This is a genomic window from Variovorax sp. YR566 (genome assembly GCF_051992195.1).
Lineage (GTDB): Bacteria > Pseudomonadota > Gammaproteobacteria > Burkholderiales > Burkholderiaceae_C > Variovorax.
The window spans coordinates 7,200,990-7,218,403 of the sequence record NZ_CP197092.1 but is presented as its reverse complement, the minus strand read 5'-3'; the positions used below and the strand labels follow the sequence as shown (position 1 = coordinate 7,218,403).

General features: G+C 69.1%; 12 protein-coding genes. 6 read left to right on the top strand and 6 right to left on the bottom strand.

Features of this window, described 5'->3' with window-relative positions; translation table 11 throughout:
• Positions 1–1,158, bottom strand: a complete 1,158-nt coding sequence (locus tag ACTG4X_RS33890) for a septal ring lytic transglycosylase RlpA family protein (RefSeq protein ID WP_440532985.1) — start codon at positions 1,156–1,158, stop codon at positions 1–3.
• A complete protein-coding gene (glnE, locus tag ACTG4X_RS33885) occupies positions 1,151–3,946 on the bottom strand; it encodes a bifunctional [glutamate--ammonia ligase]-adenylyl-L-tyrosine phosphorylase/[glutamate--ammonia-ligase] adenylyltransferase (RefSeq protein WP_440532984.1) in 2,796 nt (931 codons plus the stop codon). Before glnE ends, ACTG4X_RS33890 begins: the two co-directional genes overlap by 8 nt.
• A gap of 25 nt (positions 3,947–3,971) precedes the next feature.
• On the opposite strand from glnE, the gene ACTG4X_RS33880 reads away from it, so the two are divergent.
• Genes ACTG4X_RS33880 through ACTG4X_RS33865 form a run of 4 tightly spaced genes read left to right on the top strand, consistent with a single transcriptional unit; the run spans position 3,972 to position 11,681 of the window.
• A complete protein-coding gene (locus tag ACTG4X_RS33880; protein ID WP_440532983.1) occupies positions 3,972–8,150 on the top strand; it encodes a YhdP family protein in 4,179 nt (1,392 codons plus the stop codon).
• Positions 8,147–8,962 (top strand): carbon-nitrogen hydrolase family protein, encoded by an 816-nt coding sequence (locus tag ACTG4X_RS33875; RefSeq protein ID WP_093174401.1) that lies wholly within the window; start codon positions 8,147–8,149, stop codon positions 8,960–8,962. Before ACTG4X_RS33880 ends, ACTG4X_RS33875 begins: the two co-directional genes overlap by 4 nt.
• Before the next feature lie 2 nt (positions 8,963–8,964).
• Complete coding sequence (locus ACTG4X_RS33870) at positions 8,965–11,010, top strand: ATP-binding protein (protein WP_093055300.1); 2,046 nt, start codon at positions 8,965–8,967, stop codon at positions 11,008–11,010.
• Between the two features lie 44 nt (positions 11,011–11,054).
• Positions 11,055–11,681, top strand: a complete 627-nt coding sequence (locus tag ACTG4X_RS33865; RefSeq protein WP_093076246.1) for a response regulator transcription factor — start codon at positions 11,055–11,057, stop codon at positions 11,679–11,681.
• A 4-nt stretch (positions 11,682–11,685) separates the two neighbouring features.
• Here the strand turns inward: ACTG4X_RS33865 and ACTG4X_RS33860 are convergent, their stop codons facing one another.
• From ACTG4X_RS33860 to ACTG4X_RS33850, 3 genes are all read right to left on the bottom strand, one after another.
• Positions 11,686–12,249, bottom strand: a complete 564-nt coding sequence (locus ACTG4X_RS33860; RefSeq protein WP_093076244.1) for an OmpA family protein — start codon at positions 12,247–12,249, stop codon at positions 11,686–11,688.
• A gap of 84 nt (positions 12,250–12,333) precedes the next feature.
• Positions 12,334–12,993, bottom strand: coding sequence for an OmpA family protein (locus ACTG4X_RS33855; RefSeq protein ID WP_093055306.1), 660 nt, complete (start codon positions 12,991–12,993; stop codon positions 12,334–12,336).
• 196 nt (positions 12,994–13,189) lie between these two features.
• A complete protein-coding gene (locus ACTG4X_RS33850; RefSeq protein ID WP_176928796.1) occupies positions 13,190–13,351 on the bottom strand; it encodes a hypothetical protein in 162 nt (53 codons plus the stop codon).
• On the opposite strand from ACTG4X_RS33850, the gene mltA reads away from it, so the two are divergent.
• Positions 13,350–14,498: a murein transglycosylase A gene (gene mltA, locus ACTG4X_RS33845; protein ID WP_093076243.1), complete on the top strand. Its 1,149-nt coding sequence runs from the start codon at positions 13,350–13,352 to the stop codon at positions 14,496–14,498. The genes ACTG4X_RS33850 and mltA overlap by 2 nt on opposite strands.
• 149 nt (positions 14,499–14,647) lie before the next feature.
• A complete protein-coding gene (locus ACTG4X_RS33840) occupies positions 14,648–16,888 on the top strand; it encodes a PhoX family protein (RefSeq protein ID WP_440532982.1) in 2,241 nt (746 codons plus the stop codon).
• 17 nt (positions 16,889–16,905) lie between these two features.
• On the opposite strand, the gene ACTG4X_RS33835 is transcribed toward ACTG4X_RS33840, so the two are convergent.
• Positions 16,906–17,379, bottom strand: a complete 474-nt coding sequence (locus tag ACTG4X_RS33835; RefSeq protein ID WP_093055312.1) for an Lrp/AsnC family transcriptional regulator — start codon at positions 17,377–17,379, stop codon at positions 16,906–16,908.
• Positions 17,380–17,414: the final 35 nt, after the last annotated feature.

The window sequence follows — 17,414 nt, the reverse complement described above, 5'->3', positions numbered from 1 at the left end:
TTACCTGCGCTCCACCACCATCGGCGAGATGCGCAGGCTCTCGCGCAACTGCGCGACCGCTTCGCCGGCCGCATTGCGCGAGGCGAAAGGCCCGGCCTGCAGCCGGTGCGTGCCGGCTTCGCTGAACACATGCAGCTGCGGCGCCAGCGAAGGCAGCCCGCGCGCGGCCTGGTTCAGCAGGCTCTGTGCACCGTCGCGTTCGCGAAAGGCGCCGAGTTGCACCCAGAAGCCCGGCAACGCCAGGGGCTGCGCCGCGCCGACAGGCGGCGGTGACGCGGGCATTGCCTGCAGTGGGGCCAGGTCGCTCACCACGATGGCCTGCCGGGTCGGCGGAATGGAAGGCGGCGACTGTGCCGATTCCGGCTCGGCCCCTGGCGGCAGCGCCGCAGCCATCGGTGTCTGCGGCGCGACGGGCATCGTCGATGCCGGTGGCGGCATGTCGTCATTCACCGTCGCGACTGGCGCCACCCATTCGGCCGGCACCCGCACCTGCTGCGCGCTCGCCACACGCACCGGAGCTGCGCGCACGGGAGCAGGCGCTTCAGCTGCCGCATACGCCGTCCCCGAATCCCGCCGCCATGCGCCCGTGCGGATATCTTCGTTCGTGATCCGCTCGATCTCCACCGGCGCGACGCCGCGTAGCAGGTCGAGCTTGAGCGCGGCCGTGTAGCTCAGGTCGATGACGCGGCCGTCCACGAACGGGCCGCGGTCGTTCACGCGCACGATCACCTCGCGCCCGTTGGCCGGGTTGCGCACGCGCACGTAGCTCGGCAGCGGCAGTGTCTTGTGCGCGGCCGTCATGGCGTACATGTCGTAGGGCTCGCCGCTGGAGGTCGACGCCGCGTGGAACTTGCGGCCATACCAAGAGGCCAGTCCCGACTCGCGGAACGGCCGATCGTCGGTGAGCGGCGCATAGCCGCGACCCAGCACCGTGTACGGCTTGCTGGTGCCGCCGCTGGTGCGGATGGGCTCGATGCGAGGTTCGGCATCGGGCACGTTGGCGAGGTCCGGCGGAATGTTGGTGCCCGGCCCGTCGCGGCCGCTGGCTACGCCGCTCCCGCTGCGCGGACCGCTCGCACAACCGGCCAGAAGGACGGCGACAGCCACCGCGCACGCAGCCAGCGCGGTGGCGGCGGAGGAGCGAGCGCCGTCAGCCAAATACCGCCTTCCACAGCGCCAGCATGGCCTCGCGCTCAGGGGCCAGTGCGGGCGGGGTGACCTGCGTCGGTTCTTCGTTCAGGCGCGCGCGATGCTGCACACGGCGCAGCTCGCGATAAGCCCGCGCCGCGCTGCGGCCCACGCCTTCGGGCAGCAGCCCCGCCAGTTCGGCGCGCAGCAGCAGCGCGATGTTGCCCACGTTCGGAATCAGCTCGGGATGCTCGCCCGACGACGACAGCACCAGAAACTGCACCGCGAACTCGGCATCAACCATGCCGCCGGGGCTGTGCTTCACGTCGAAGCGGTCGGCTTTCACCGGCCGCGCGCCGCGCAGCTTCTCGCGCATGGCGATGATCTCGGCCTTCAGCGCCTCGCGGTCGCGCGGCGACACGAGCACGGCCTCGCGCACCTGGTCGAAGCGCGCGCCCAGTTCGGCGCCGTGGTCTTCGCTGCCGAGCACGAAGCGAGCGCGCGTCATGGCCTGGTGCTCCCAGGTCCACGCGGTGTTGCTGCCGCGGCCGAGCTGGTATTTCTCGTAGGCCTCGAAGCTGGTGGTGAGCAGGCCCGAGTTGCCGTTGGGCCGCAGGGCGGTGTCGATCTCGAACAGGTCGCCCTCGCGCGTCTTCACCGTGAGCCAGTTGATGAGCTTGCGCACGTAGGCTGCATAGACCTCGCCGGCGCGCTCGTCGTCATCGTCGTAGACGAACACGATGTCGAGGTCGCTGCCGTAGCCCAACTCTTTTCCTCCCAACTTGCCGTAGCCGATGATCGCGAACTGCGGCACCTCGCGGTGCCGGTTGCGCACGTGCGGCCAGCACCAGCGGGCGGTCACGCGCAGCGTGGTGTCGGCCAGTGCGCTCAGGTCGTCGGCCACCTGCTCGACGGTGATGCGGCCGTCCACGTCGCGTGCCAGAGTGCGGAACACCTCGGCGTGGTGCGCGTGGCGCAGCAGGTTCAGCAGGCGCTCCTCGTCGGCTTCCCCGGTGCGGGTGAGCGATGCGTGGCGCGCTTCGAGCTCGCGCTCGAACTCGGCGGCGACGAAGCGGCCCGACAGCATTTCGTCGCTCGCCAGTTCGTCGATCACGCCCGGGTGCTGCATCAGGTAGCGTGCCGGCCACTTGGCCGCGCCCAGCAGGCGCAGCAGGCGCTCCTGCACGGCCGGCCGTTCGACCAGCAGCGCGAGATAACTCTCGCGGCGCATCAGCGGCTCGATCCAGTCGGCCCAGCGCATCGCGGCATCGACGTGGCGCGGCGTCTGCCCGGCGCCATCGCCATCGGGCTCCTTGAGCCACTGGCCGGTGCGCTGCACCAGCTGGCGCAGCCGCCCACGCGTTTCTTCGCGCAGGGCCAGCACGCGGGGCTGCTCGCACCAGTCGCGGATGCGCTCGGCAAACACCGGGGGCAGGTCGTCGAGCAGGTCGGCCAGGTCGGCGGGCGCGGCGGTCTTCTTGCCGCTGCACTTGCCGTTGCAGGGCTTCTCGCCGCCGAGCAGCTTGTCGAACTCCTGCGCGACGAACTCGCGGTGCGTGTCGAGCTGCGCCAGGAAAGGGCAGCACTCGGGATAGCCCAGGGTCTGGGCGATCCAGCGCAGATCGTCGTCGGACACCGGCAGCACATGGGTCTGCTGGTCGTCGAGGTATTGAATACGGTGCTCCACGCGGCGCAAAAACTCATAGGCCGCGGCCAGCGCATCGGCCGTTTCCTGCGGCATGAGGTTGGCGCGCGCCAGGCGCTGCAGCGCATCGAGCGTGGGCCGCGTGCGCAGCTCGGGAAACTGGCCGCCGCGCACCACCTGCAGCAGCTGCACGGTGAACTCGATCTCGCGGATGCCGCCGCGCGACAGCTTCACGTCGTTCGCGCGCTCGGGCCGCCCGGCGCTGCGGCGCGCCGACTGCTCGCGGATCTGCCGGTGCAGCACGCGCAGCGAATCGAACACGCTGTAGTCGAGATAGCGACGGAACACAAAAGGGAGCACCGCGCCGCGCAACCCCTGGGCCTGGCCCGCGAGCACGATGTCGCGCGGAGCCACCACCCGGCTCTTCATCCAGGCGAAGCGCTCCCATTCGCGGCCCTGCACCTGGAAATACTCTTCGAGCGCATCGAGCGAGACCACGCTCGGGCCCGAGTTGCCGTTGGGCCGCAGAGCCAGGTCGACGCGGAACACGAAGCCGTGCTCGGTGGTGTCGCCCACCAGCGCATAGATGCGCTTCACGGCGCGCGCAAAGTACTCCTGGTTGGCCAGCCGGCCGCGCCCGTCGGCGTCGCCCCTGGTCTCGCCGTCCACGTCGTAGAGATAGATCAGGTCGATGTCGCTCGACACGTTGAGCTCGCGCGCGCCGAGCTTGCCCATGCCGACGATCCACAGCTGCGCGCGCTGGCCCTCGGGCCCGAGCGGGGCGCCGTGCACTGCGTCGAGTTCGTGGCATGCGTCCTGGCACGCAATATCGAGTGCCAGTTCGGCCAGCTCGGTGACGGCGGTGGTCACCACGGCCAGCGGCGCCTGCTCGTCACAATCAAGCGTTACAAGCCGCTCCATCACAAGCTGCCGCACAATTCGCAGTGCATCGCCAACGCTGTCCCCACGTTGGCGCAATGCCTCGTAAGCCACCGTCATCGACTCGCGCCGCGGCGCACCAGGGGGAAGCAATGAAAGCTCGGCCGCATACCTGCGACGCAGGCGCTGCACGAAGCGTGAGTAAGAAGAGAGCGCGCTGCGCGTTGAAGTGGCTGGCAACTGGTTCACACTGATGCTGGTTTCCGTGGAACCCCTCTGAATGCTGGCGGTCATAATTCCCGACACAGCGCGATCCTCAATGAACGACACGGCGTCTACCCCTTCACGTCTGCTCAAAATCACCGCTGTGACGGCGCGCTGGCTGCTGGGTCTGTTGATCGCTGCATGGCTTCTGCTGGCGCTGTCAGTCGTTGTCCTACACGCGTGGATTGTGCCGCGAATCGGCGATTTTCGCGGCGCACTGGAGGCACAGGCTAGCAAGGCCATCGGCGTGCCGGTACGCATCGGATCGATCACCGCCCGCTCCGAAGGGCTTTTCCCGGCCTTCGAACTGCGCGACGTGGTGCTGCAGGATGCAGACAAGCGAGAGGCGCTGCGCCTCGTGCGCGTGGTGGCCAGCGTGTCGCCGCGCTCGCTCTGGCGGCTCAATTTCGAGCAGCTCTACGTAGAGGGCCCGGAGCTCGACGTGCGCCGCGACACTCAGGGAAAACTCCATGTGGCTGGATTGCACATGGCGACCGATACGACCGGAGAGACCCGCGGTGCCGACTGGTTTTTCGCCCAGCGCGAGCTGGTCATCGAAGGCGGCACCGTGCGCTGGACCGACGAACAGCGCCAGGCCGAACCCCTGCTGCTGACCGACGTGCGTTTCGTCGCGCGCAACAGCGCCCGGCGCCATGGCCTGCGGCTCGACGCCACGCCGCCGGCCGGCTGGGGCCAGCGCTTCACCCTTCGCGGCCAGTTCCGCCAGCCGCTGCTGTCGATGCGCAGCGGTCACTGGCAGACCTGGGACGGCCAGCTCTATGCCGACCTGCCCTACATCGACGTCACGCGGCTCGGCCAGTACGTCTCGCTCGACGCCCGCATTCGCCAGGGCAACGGCGCGCTGCGCCTGTGGGCCGACGTCGACGACGGCCAGGTCGTCGGCGGCGCGGTCGACCTGGGGCTCGACAAGGTCGACGTCTCGCTCGACAAGGGCCTGCCGCCGCTGGTGCTGAACGCCGTCACCGGTCGTCTCGCGGGGCGGCTCTCCGAGGAAACGCTCGAGTTCTCGACCACCGCGCTGCAGTTCGACACCAGCGACGGCCTGCGCTGGCCCGGTGGCAACCTGTGGCTGCAGCACGCGCCGAACAGGGGCCGCACGCCCGAGCACGGCGCGCTGCGCGCCGACCGCCTCGACCTGGCCGCGCTCGCCCTCATCGCCGACCGGCTGCCGCTGGGCGACGCCACGCACCGCGTGCTCGACGCCTATGCGCCGCGCGGCCTCGTCGAGCACGTCGACCTGAACTGGCAGGGCTCGCTGGGCGCGCCCAGCCGCTACCAGGCCAAGGGCCGCGTCAGCGGCCTGCGCATCGCCTCGCAGCCCGGCGCGGCGGATGAGGCTGCGGGCCCGCCCGCAGCGGCGGCGGCCTCGGCACCGTCGGCGACCACCGCTGCGGCCACCCCGCCCAGGGTCCATGCCGGCACCCCCGGCCTGAGCGGCGCCACGATCGACTTCGACGCCACCCACACCGGCGGCACCGCCACGCTCGCCATTGCAAAGGGCACGCTCGAATTCCCGGGCGTGTTCGAGGAGCCGGTCATTCCCATCGACCGGCTCTCGACGCAACTGCAATGGAAGCTCGACAACGGCAACGCGCAGCTGCAGATGTCGAAGCTGAGCTTCGCCAACGCCGACGCCGAGGGCGACGCCCAGGCCAGCTGGCGCACCAGCGACCCGGCCACATCGAGCAGCAAGGCCCGCTTTCCCGGCGTGCTCGACCTGCAGGGCAAGCTGACCCGCGCCGACGGCACGCGCGTGTTCCGCTACCTGCCGCTCGACATTCCCCAGCACACGCGCGACTACGTGCGCGAAGCCGTCACCAAGGGCGTTGCCAGCAGCGTCGACTTCCGCGTGCGCGGCGACCTGCACGACATGCCGTTCAAGGACCCGAAGCAGGGCGACTTCCGCATCGCGGCCAAGGTGGCGGACGTCAACTACGCCTACGCGCCGCCGTCCATCGCGGCGCCGTCGCGCAACGGCGTGCCCGCCCCGGTGTGGCCCCCGCTCACCGGCCTTTCGGGTGAGCTGGTGTTCGAGCGCGACGGCATGCTGGTGCGCAACGCGCGCGGTCGCCTGGTCGGCGCCACCGGCGTGGAGGTGACCAAGGGCGAAGCGCAGATCCCCGAGCTGTCGCACCACGCGCAAGTGCTGCGCGTCGATGTACAGGCCAAGGGCCCGCTCGGCGAGGTGCTGCGCGCGGGGGCGCCGCTGGCCGGCGAAACCGGCGAGATCATGCGCACCGCGCGCGCCACCGGCTCGGCCGACTACAAGCTGCACCTCGAACTGCCCCTTGCGGCCATGGAGAACGCCAAGGTGCAGGCCTCGGTCATGCTGGCCGACAACGAACTGCAGGTCGTGCCCGAGGCGCCTTCGTTCACGCAGGCCAAGGGCACGGTCAGCTTCACCGAAACCGGCTTCTCGCTGGCCGGCGTGCAGGCCAGGCTGCTGGGCGGCGACATCCGTGTCGAGGGCAAGGGCCGCTTCAGCGGCCCCAACCGCGAAGTCGCCCTGAAGGCGCAGGGCACGGCCACCGCCGAGGGCCTGCGCGGCGCGCGCGAGATCGACTGGCTCGCTCGCCTCGCGAAGAACTCGACCGGCAGCACGCCCTACGCGGCCACCTTCTCGGTGCGCGACGGCACACCCGAGTTCTCGCTCACGAGCAGCCTGCAGGGCCTGGCGCTGCAACTGCCGCTGCCGCTCGTGAAGACGGCCGAAGAGCAGATGCCGCTGCGCATCGAGAAGAAGGTGCTCGCGCGCGAAACCCGCCAGGGCACGAGCGTTGCCACGCAGGACCAGCTCTCGCTCGACCTCGGCCGCGTCGGCGCCATCCAGTACGTGCGCGATCTCGTCGGCAACGAGGCACGCGTGCAGCGCGGCAGCATCGGCGTCGGCCTCGCGCAGGGCGAGACGGCCAGCCTGCCCGACAAGGGCGTGTTTGCGAACGTCAACGTCGCCAAGCTCGACATGGCCGCATGGCAGGCGCTGATCGGCGAGGCCGCCAGCACCGGCACCGAGGCCGCGGAGCGGGCCGACGATCCGTCGCAGGCCTACCTGCCCACGCGCATCGCGGTGCGCGCGCAGCAGCTCGGCATCGCGGGCCGCACGCTGCACAACGTGGTGCTCGGCGGCACGCGCGAGGGCGCCGTCTGGCGCGCCAACATCGACGCCACCGAACTCAGCGGCTATGCCGAATACCGCCACACGCAGGCCGGGCGCCTCTACGCGCGGCTCGCGCGGCTGAAGATCGCGCCGGCCGAGGCCACGCAGGTCGAGGCCCTGCTCGACGAGCAGCCCGGCACCCTGCCGGCCCTGGACATCGTGATCGACGACTTCGAGCTGCTCGGCAAGCGCCTCGGTCGCGCCGAGATCGACGCCGTCAACCGCGGCGGCGCGGGCCGCGAATGGGCGCTCAACAAGCTGGTCTTCACCATGCCCGAGGCCAGCTTCGCGGCCAAGGGCAGCTGGGCCGCGGTGCCCGGCGCCGCGGCCGGCCAGCGCCGCACCGCCATGACCTTCAAGCTCGACATCGCCGATGCCGGCGAGCTGCTCACGCGCTTCGGCATGCCGGGCGTGCTGGCGCGCGGCCGCGGGCGGCTCGAAGGCGACGTCAACTGGCGCGGCTCGCCGTTCTCGCTCGACTACCCGAGCCTGGGCGGGCAGCTGCAGGTCGACGTGGAGCAGGGCCAGTTCCTCAAGGCCGACCCGGGCCTGGCCAAGCTGCTCGGCGTGCTGAGCCTGCAGGCGCTGCCGAGGCGGCTCACGCTCGACTTCCGCGACGTCTTCAGCCAGGGCTTCGCCTTCGACTTCATCCGCGGCGACGCGAAGATCAACAAGGGCATCGCCAGCACCAACAACCTGCAGATGAAGGGCGTCAACGCCGCAGCGCTGATGGACGGCTCGGCCGACATCGTGCGCGAGACGCAGAACCTGCGCGTGGTGGTGGTGCCCGAGATCAACGCGGGCACGGCCGCGCTCGTGGCCACCGCCATCAACCCGGCCATCGGCCTGGGCACATTCCTGGCTCAATGGGTGCTGAGCAAGCCGCTCGCGGCGGCCGCCACGCAGGAGTTCCACGTCGAGGGCACCTGGGCCGACCCCAAAATAGCGAAGGTGCCGCGCACCCTGCAGCTGTTGCCACAGAGCATTCCGAACATCCCCGGCCTGCCGGGCTCGTCGACGGCAGACGAAGGCAAGAAAACGGAGATCACGCAATGAAAGTCGCAGCCATCCAGATGGTGTCGGCCATCGCCCGCGAAGCCAATCTGGCGCGCGCCCACGACCTGCTCGCGCAGGCTGCTGCGGCCGGTGCCGAACTGGCCGTGCTGCCCGAGTACTTCTGCATGATGGGCGCGCGAGACACCGACAAGCTCGGCCTGCGCGAGACCGCCGGCGCGGGTGCGGTGCAGGGCTTCCTGGCCGACGCGGCGCGCGAGTTCGGCCTGTGGATCGTCGGCGGCACGCTGCCCATCGAGAGCACCGACGCCGAGCACGTGTTCAACAGCTCGCTGGCCTTCTCGCCCGAAGGCCGGTGCGTGGCGCGCTACGACAAGATCCATCTCTTTTTCTTCGACAACGGCACCGAGCGCTACGACGAGCGCCGCGTCATCGCGCCGGGCAAGGAGCCCGTGGTGTTCGACCTGCCCTCGCGAGACGGCCACAGCTGGCGCGTGGGCATGAGCGTGTGCTACGACCTGCGCTTTCCCGAGCTGTACCGCGCGCTCGCCAAACAGGGCGCCGACCTGCTGCTGGTGCCCAGTGCCTTCACACGCACCACCGGCGCCGCGCACTGGGAAGTGCTGCTGCGCGCCCGCGCCATCGAGAACCTGGCCTGGGTGGTTGCGCCCGCGCAGGGCGGCACGCACGAGAACGGCCGTCACACCTGGGGCCAGTCGCTGGTGATCGACCCCTGGGGCACGGTGGTGGCGCAGCAGGCCAGCGAAGAGGGCGTGGTGCTGTTCGATATCGATGCCGCACAGGTCGAGCGCACGCGAACGCAACTGCCCGTGCTCTCGCACTGCGTTCTCTAGCGATGTCCGATGCGCTGCTGACCGTCGCACCGCAGCGGTGGGCGCTGCTGGCGTACGCGCGGCTGCGCTCGCTGTGGCAGCGCTGGTTCTTGTGGCTGCTGCTGGCGGTGCTGGTGTCGGTGCTGCTGGTCACGGTGGTGTGGCTCGCGGGGCGGCATGAGGTCGAGCAGGTGCAGGCGGCGCTCGACCGCGACACCGCCGATGCGGTCTCCGACCTGCGCAGCGGCTTCCAGCGCAATGCGCAGAGCCTGCGCGCCACGCAGGCTCCGGGCGTCGACCGCGCGCAATGGTCCGAGGTGGCGGCCGCGCTGCTGCGCGAGCATCGCGAATGGCTGCGGCTCGAATGGCGCGACGCCGCGCTGCGCCCGCAGCAGGCCGTCAACACGCCCTATCGCATGCGCATCCTCGACGAGGAGAGCCGCGGGGCCGAGCAGTCCGACGTGACGCTGGCCTGCGCCGCCGCGCGCAAGCTCGGCGCGCCGGCCTATTCGCCGAGCCACTACGTGCCGATTGCCGGCGGCGGCGGCATCGAGGTGATGGAGCTGTGCGTGCCCATCGATGCCGGGGGCTATCTCGTGGCCAGCTACTCGCTGCGCGACGCGCTGATCGAACTGGTCGGCCCCACGCTCACGCGCGGCCAGGAAGTGGCCTTCACCGAGGCCGACGGCACGCGGCTGGTAGCGCTCGGCACCTCGCGGCGCACCGGCACGCGCGTGTTCACCTCGCAGCAGCTCATCGACCTGCCGGGCACTGCGTTGATGCTGCGTGTCGACGGCTGGCGCGCCGCGCCCGACCTGTTCCCGAACATGCTCACGGCGCTGGTCACGGCGATCTCCATCGCGCTGGTGTCGGTGCTGGTGCTGCTTGCGCGCGACACGCGCCGCCGCCTGCGCGCCGAGCGCGACCTGGCCGATGCGCTCGCCTTCCGCAAGGCGATGGAAGACTCGGTCATCACCGGCCTGCGTGCGCGCGACCTGCAGGGCCGCATCACCTACGTGAACCCGGCCTTCTGCGAGATGGTCGGCTTTAGCCCCGAGGAGCTCATGGCCGACAACGCCGATGCGCCCTACTGGCCCACCGAGCTGGCGCACGAATACCAGCAGCGGCAGGCGCGGCGCCTTGCGGGCGGCATGCCGCCGCGCGAAGGCTTCGAGTCGGTCTTCATGCGCAAGGACGGCACGCGCTTTCCGGTGCTGATCTTCGAGGCGCCGCTGATCAACGCGCACAAGGTGCAGACCGGCTGGATGAGCGCGTTCATCGATGTGAGCGAGCAGCGCCGCATCGAAGAGCTTTCGCGTGCCAGCCAGGAGCGCCTGCAGGCGAGCGCGCGGCTTGCAACGGTGGGCGAGATGGCCTCGCTGCTGAGCCACGAGCTCACGCAGCCGCTGGCCGCCATCGCCAGCTACGCGAGTGGTTCGCTCAACCTGCTCGGGCCGCATGCCAAGGGCGACCAGGGCGAAGTGGCGATGGCGGTGAGGCGCATTGCCGAGCAGGCCGACCGCGCGGGCCAGGTCATTCGCAGCGTGCACGACTTCGTGCGCCGGCGTGACCGCACGCGCGAGGCCGTGGCGCCGCAGGCGCTGATCGATGCGGTGCTGCCGCTGGTGCGGCTGCAGGCGCGCAAGCTCGGCGTGATCATCGAGGTGGTGCTGGAAGACCGCCTGCCCGCGGCCATGTGCGACCGCACGCTGGTCGAGCAGGTGCTGCTGAACCTCGCGCGCAATGCGATGCAGGCCATGGACGGCCCCGACAATGTCGGCAGCCGCGTGCTGCGGCTGCGCGTGGCGCGCGCCAACGCGGTGGGCGCCGCGGTGCAGGAAGACGGGCGGCGCTGGCTCGAGTTCTCGGTGGCCGACCTGGGCAGCGGCATCAGCGAGGAAGTTGCCGAGCGGCTCTTCACGCCCTTTTTCACCACGCGCGCCGATGGCATGGGGCTTGGCCTCAGCCTGTGCCGCACGGTGGTGGAGCAACATGGCGGGGCGCTGGTGTTCGAGCCGAACAAGCCGCGCGGCACCGTGTTCAGATTCACGCTGCCGGCCGCGGGCTGACGGCGTTTCAATCAATCAAACAATCTTCTGCTGGATCTCACCGCATGCAACCGCTGATCGATGGCTTGATCTTTATCGTGGACGACGACGCCAGCGTGCGCGAGGCGCTGGCCTGGCTGCTGCGCTCGCGGCGCCTGGCCAGCGAGCACTTCGCAAGCGCCGAGGCCTTCGAGCAGTTTCTCGACCAGGGCCCGTTGCCCGAACAGCCGCTGTGCCTGTTGCTCGACGTGCGCATGCCCGGCACCAGCGGACTGGTGCTGTTCGACCGGCTGGCCGAGCGCGGCCTGCTGCCCTCGATGCCGGTGATCTTCCTGACGGGCCACGCCGACGTGCCGACGGCCGTCGACGCGGTCAAGCGCGGTGCTTTCGATTTCTGCGAGAAGCCGTTCTCGGACAACGCGCTGGTCGACCGGATCGAGCATGCGTTGAATGCGTCGCTTCAGGCGCTGGAAGTGCAGCGCGTGCGGCGCGGGCTGGCCGAGCGCATCGGCGAGCTGACCGACCGCGAGCGCGACGTGATGCGGCTGGTGGTCGAGGGCCTGCCCAACAAGCTCATCGCCGACCAGCTTGCGATCAGCGTGCGCACGGTGGAAGTGCACCGCGCGCGCGTGTTCGACAAGATGGAAGTGAAGTCGGCCGTCGAATTGGCCAACCGACTTCGGGATCTCTAGAAGATCAGGCCTTTTCCGCGACGAAGATCTCGACGCGGCGGTTCTGGGCGCGGCCTGCTGCCGTGCCGTTGTCGGCCAGAGGCTCGCGCGAGCCGCGGCCGTCGGTGGTGATGGCCGTGGTCGACACGCCGCGGCCCACCAGGTGGTTGCGCACGCTGTCAGCGCGGCTCACCGAGAGGCGTTCGTTGCCTTCTTCGCTGCCCGTGTTGTCGGTGTGGCCGACCACGCGCACGCTGGCGGCGGTGGCGTTCTTCAGGCCGTCGGCGACCTTGTCGAGTACCTGAGCCAGGTTGCGCTTGACGTTGGCGCGGCCGGTGTCGAACGACAGCTCGTTCGGAATCACCACGTGCAACTGGTTGTCGGCGGTCTGTTCGATCACCGCGCCCGTGCCCTTGGTCGAGGCTTCGAGGTCGGTCTTCAGTGCGGCCAGGCGGGCCGTCCAGCTGTTGGCTGGCGCAGCCGGTGCAGCAGCCGGAGCGGCGGCTGCCGGCGGCGGCGACTGCGAAGCGCAGCCCGCAATAAAAAGCAAAGCGGCCGCAGCCGCACTAGCAACAACAAACTTCCTCATGAATTTCCCTCTCTATGGACCAATGGAACGGTAGTGGTGGGAACCGGCCTTTCAGCGCGGCCGGTTTCCCGGGGTGGTGAACGCTCAGCCCTGCGGCGCGCGCTCGCCCACGTAGATTTCGACTCGGCGGTTCTGCGCACGGCCGGCATCGCTGTTGTTGTCGGCAATCGGTTCGTGCGAGCCGCGGCCCTCGATGCGGAAGGCCGCCGCGTTCACGCCGCGCGCCACGAGGTAGTCGCGGGTGCTGGTGGCACGCTCGACCGACAGCGGGTTGTTGATGGCGTCGGAGCCGGTGCTGTCGGTGTGGCCGATGATGCGCACCTCGGCGTTCGGGTTGTTGCGCAGGCCGTTCGCGAACTGGTCGAGCACCGGCGCGAAGTTCGACTTGATGTTGGCGCGGCCCACGTCGAAGGACACGTCGCTCGGGATCTGCAGCTTCAGCTCGTTGTTCGGCGTCTGCGTCACGGCGATGCCGGTGCCCTGCGTGGCGGCTTCCATCTGGCGCTTCTGGTTTTCCATGCGCTGCGACCACAGGTAGCCGCCGAGCGCGCCGGCTGCCGCGCCGAGCACCGCACCCGTACCGATGGCGCCGCGGTTGCCGCCCGTGGCCGAGCCGATGGCGGCGCCGCCGAGCGCGCCGATACCGGCGCCGATGCCGGTGTTGCGCTGCGTGTCGGTCATGCCGCCGGCGCAGCCGGACAGGATGAGCGCTGTGGCAGTGGTGGCGAGTACAAACTTTTTCATGGCGATCCCTTTCTAGGTTGAATCAGGCGGGCCACAGCTTAGCTTCCGGGCGTACGCGATGGTACGGGCTCAAAGCCCCACAGAAAATAAGAAAAGTTTCGCCATAGCGCATGAATGCTACGATGATTGCTACTAAAGTAATAGCGATGGGGTAGTTGTCCGACATGGCGGCGCGGCGCGGGACTGCACAAGCAATTCACGTTTCCGGCGGCGGGTTTCGATCGGTGGCGTCGCGGCCTGCTTCAGGCTCGTCGTCGTCATGCAATTCACCCTTGTTGCGGCCGGAAAACATGGTCCACCAGATGATCAAGATGAACACGAGTCCAGCGGCGAGGGCTTCAAGCAGAATCAAACCCATGAGAAATGGACTCCAGTGGCTGGTCGGGCTTGTGATCGTAGCAACGCTCGCGGCCTGTTCCACCGGCCCGCGCGCGCCCGAGGCCCCCACCCGCCCCCCCGCCACCCAGCCGCGAGACCTCGGCCCGCTCACCGGCTCGCTCGCGCACCCCAAGAGCCGCTGGGTGCCGGTCGGGTGGGGCGAGCTGCCCGGCTTCGGCGAAGACCCGCTGCACGAGGCCTGGATCGCGCTGCTGGCGAATTGCTCGCGCCCCAACGCCGCCTTCGCGCCGCTGTGCCGCGACGTGCGCCAGCTGACCATTGCCACCCCCGAAGAGCAGCGCCAGTGGATGACCGACCGGCTGCAGCCCTATCGCATCGAGGCGCTCAACGGCCAGACCGAAGGCAAGCTCACCAGCTACTACGAGCCGGTGTACGAAGCCTCGCGCGTGCCCACCGCCGCCTTCAACGTGCCGATCTACCAGGCCCCCGACGGCCTGGTGCCGCGCCGCCCCTGGTACACGCGCCAGGAGATCGAGACCCTGCCCGAAGCCCAGGCCGCGCTGCGCGGCCGCGAGATCGCATGGATGGCCGACCCCATCGACGCGCTGATGTTGCACATCCAGGGCTCCGGGCGCCTGCGCATCACCGAGGCCAACGGCTACCAGCACACCGTGCGCGTGGCCTTCTCGGCCACCAACGAGCAGCCCTACCGCAGCGTGCAGCAATGGCTGATGAGCCAGGGCGTGAGCAAGGTCGGCAAGTGGCCCGACGACACAAAAGCCTGGGCAGCGCAGAACCCGCAGCGCGTGACGCAGCTGATGTGGAGCAACCCGCGCTACGTGTTCTTCCGCGAAGAGACGATGAGCGAGGTCGACGCCGCCTTCGGCCCGCGCGGCGCCCAGGGCGTGCCGCTCACGGCCGGCCGCTCCATCGCGGTCGACCGCGAGAGCATCCCGTACGGCACCCCGGTGTGGCTTGCGTCCAACGGGCCGGCGGCGCAGTTGCAGAAACTGGTGGTGGCGCAGGACACCGGCAGCGCCATCCTCGGCGCCGTGCGCGCCGACTACTTCGCGGGCACCGGCGCCGATGCGGGCAGGCTTGCGGCGAGCATGAACCAGCCGCTGCGCCTGTGGGCGCTGTGGCCGCGGCAACTGCCCGCGCCCTGAGCCGCGCGGGCCTGAAGGGTTGATGAAGAGGTGCTGAAAACAGCCTGATTCAACCTGACTGGAGCCTGAGCAATTCACGGAGTCGTCATACGAAGTGCCTAACTTCGCGGGCTGGTTTCTCCCCCAACCCACGAAGAAAGACATTGCGCATGACCGCAAATACCCGCACCGACGATCCCTCGGTCGACCTCGACGACATCGGCACCAACCCCACGTCGAACCCCTCGTTCACCGACCTGATCGCCTCGCGCCTGAGCCGCCGCCATCTGTTCGGCCTGGGCGTCGGCACTGCCGGTACCGCGCTGCTCCAGGCATGCGGCGGCGGTGGCGGCGGTGGCACCAGCTTCCCGGTCCTGCCCCCGGCCCCCGCACCCGCCCCCCCTGCGCCGGCTCCCGCTCCTTCCCCCGCTCCGATGAAGCTCGGCTTCAATGCCGTCGCAAAGAGCCTCGCTGACGTCGTGACCGTGCCTGCCGGCTACACCGCCAGCGTGCTGTACCGCCTGGGCGACCCGATCGCCTCGGGCGTCGCTGCCTACAAGAACGACGGCACCGACGACGCCACCACCTACGACCGCCGCGCCGGCGACCACCACGACGGCATGACCTTCTTCGGCATGAATGCCTCGAACAAGTGGGATGCCGCCAACGCCTCGCGCGGCATGCTCGTGATGAACCACGAGGCCATCACGCCGCTGTTCCTGCACCCCGCCGGCCAGACCATCACCGGCACCGGCAATGCCGCCGTGCGTACCGTCGCCGACGAAGTGCTGCGCGAGTTCTACCTGCACGGCGTGAGCGCGATCGAGGTCAACAAGAGCGGCAGCACCTGGAGCTACAAGCAGGACTCGACTTTCAACCGCCGCGTCCACACGCTGACCGAGATGACCTTCTCGGGCCCGGCCGCCAAGACCGACTACCTGAAGACCAAGTACTCGACCGACGGCAGCAAGACCCGCGGCACGCTCAACAACTGCGCCAACGGCACCACGCCGTGGGGCACGTACCTGACCTGCGAAGAGAACTGGGCCGGCTACTTCCGCCGCATCAAGGCCAACGACGACCCCCAGCGCACCGCGAAGGAAATCGCAAGCTTCACCCGCTATGGCGTGGCCAGCGCCGGCCGCGAGCTCTGGGCCACCGTCACGCCCGACACTGCCGACAACCTGTATGGCCGCTGGAATACCGAGGTCATCGGCGCGACTGCCGTCGACGACTACCGCAACGGCTCCAACACATACGGCTGGGTCGTCGAGATCGACCCGTTCGCTCCCACCAGCACGCCGAAGAAGCGCACCGCGCTCGGCCGCTTCGGCCATGAAGGCGCCTGCCTCGGCCCGGTCGTGGTCGGCAAGCCGCTGGTCTGGTACATGGGCGACGACTCGCAGAACGAGTACCTCTACAAGTTCGTGTCCACCAAGAACTGGGACGCGGCCAACATCGGCGGCGGCATTGCGGCCGGCGACAAGTACATGGACGACGGCAAGCTCTACGTCGCCAAATTCAAGGCCGACGGCACGGGCGACTGGCTCGAACTGAAGCTCGGTGTCAACAACATCACCTCGGGCTACGCCGGCTATGCATTCGCCGATGCGGCCGATGTCGTGATCAACGTACGCCACGCAGCCGATGCGGCTGGCGCCACGAAGATGGACCGCCCGGAATGGACGGCCGTCAACCCGAAGAACGGCGAGGTGTACCTCACCCTCACCAACAACTCGGCACGTCCGGTCACTGGCACCGACGCGGCCAACCCGCGTTCGTACAACGACCCGAAGAACGGCGTCGATCAGAAGGGCAACCCGAACGGCCACATCATCCGTTTCGCGGATGCCGGTGGCGACCCCGCTGCAGTCACCTTCAAGTGGGACGTGTACCTGTTCGGCGCGCGCTCGACCGCGTCGGCCGACGTGAACCTGTCCGCCCTTGGCGCTGACAACGACTTCTCCAGCCCTGACGGCATGTGGTTCAGTCAGGCCGCGCCGGGCCTGCTGTGGATCGAGACCGACGACGGCAAGTACACCGACGTGACCAACTGCATGCTGCTCGGCGCCCTGCCGGGCAAGGTCGGCGATGGTGCCGCGAAGACCATCACCAACGTCGATGGCGGCACCACCGCCACGCAGGCCACCTTCGTCGGCAAGGCCCCGGGCACCGACGGCCTGCGCCGCTTCCTCGTTGGCCCGGTTGATTGCGAAATCACCGGCATCGCCGAATCGGGCGACGGCCGTGCGCTGTTCGTGAACATCCAGCACCCGGGCGAGAACACGGCCAAGGCCAACATCAGCGATCCGACGAAGTTCCTCAGCCACTGGCCGCAAGGCGGCACCGCCCGCCCGCGTTCGGCGACCGTGGTCATCACGAAGGACGACGGCGGCCTGATCGGCCTCTGATCAACCTTTGAGCGTCCCTACAGCGGCGCTGCCGGCAACGGCAGCGCCGTTTTGTATCGCACTTGCTTGAGTGCAAAGCTCGAGCGGATCTTCTCGATTCCCGGAATTGGCGTGAGCTGTTCCAGGATGAATTTCTCCAGCGCAGCCATGTCCGCCACCGCGATGCGGATCAGGTAGTCGCTGTCGCCCGTCATCAGGTAGCACTCCATCACCTCGTCGTGCTCGGCGATGCGTTGCTCGAAGTCGGCGAGCGATTGCTTGCTCTGCGTCGTCAGGCTGATCGAGATGAACACGTTGAGCCCCAGGCCCAATGCCTTCGCGCTGACGAGCGCCACATAGCGGTCGATCACGCCATTCGCTTCGAGCACCTTCACGCGCGCCAGGCAGGGCGACGGCGACAGGTGCACGCGCCGCGCCAGCTCCACGTTCGACAGCGCACCGTCGCGCTGCAGCTCATCCAGAATGCGCAGGTCGATGGCGTCGAGTTGCATGAAATGCTTTGAATTCAAGGAATAGCGGAATTTTA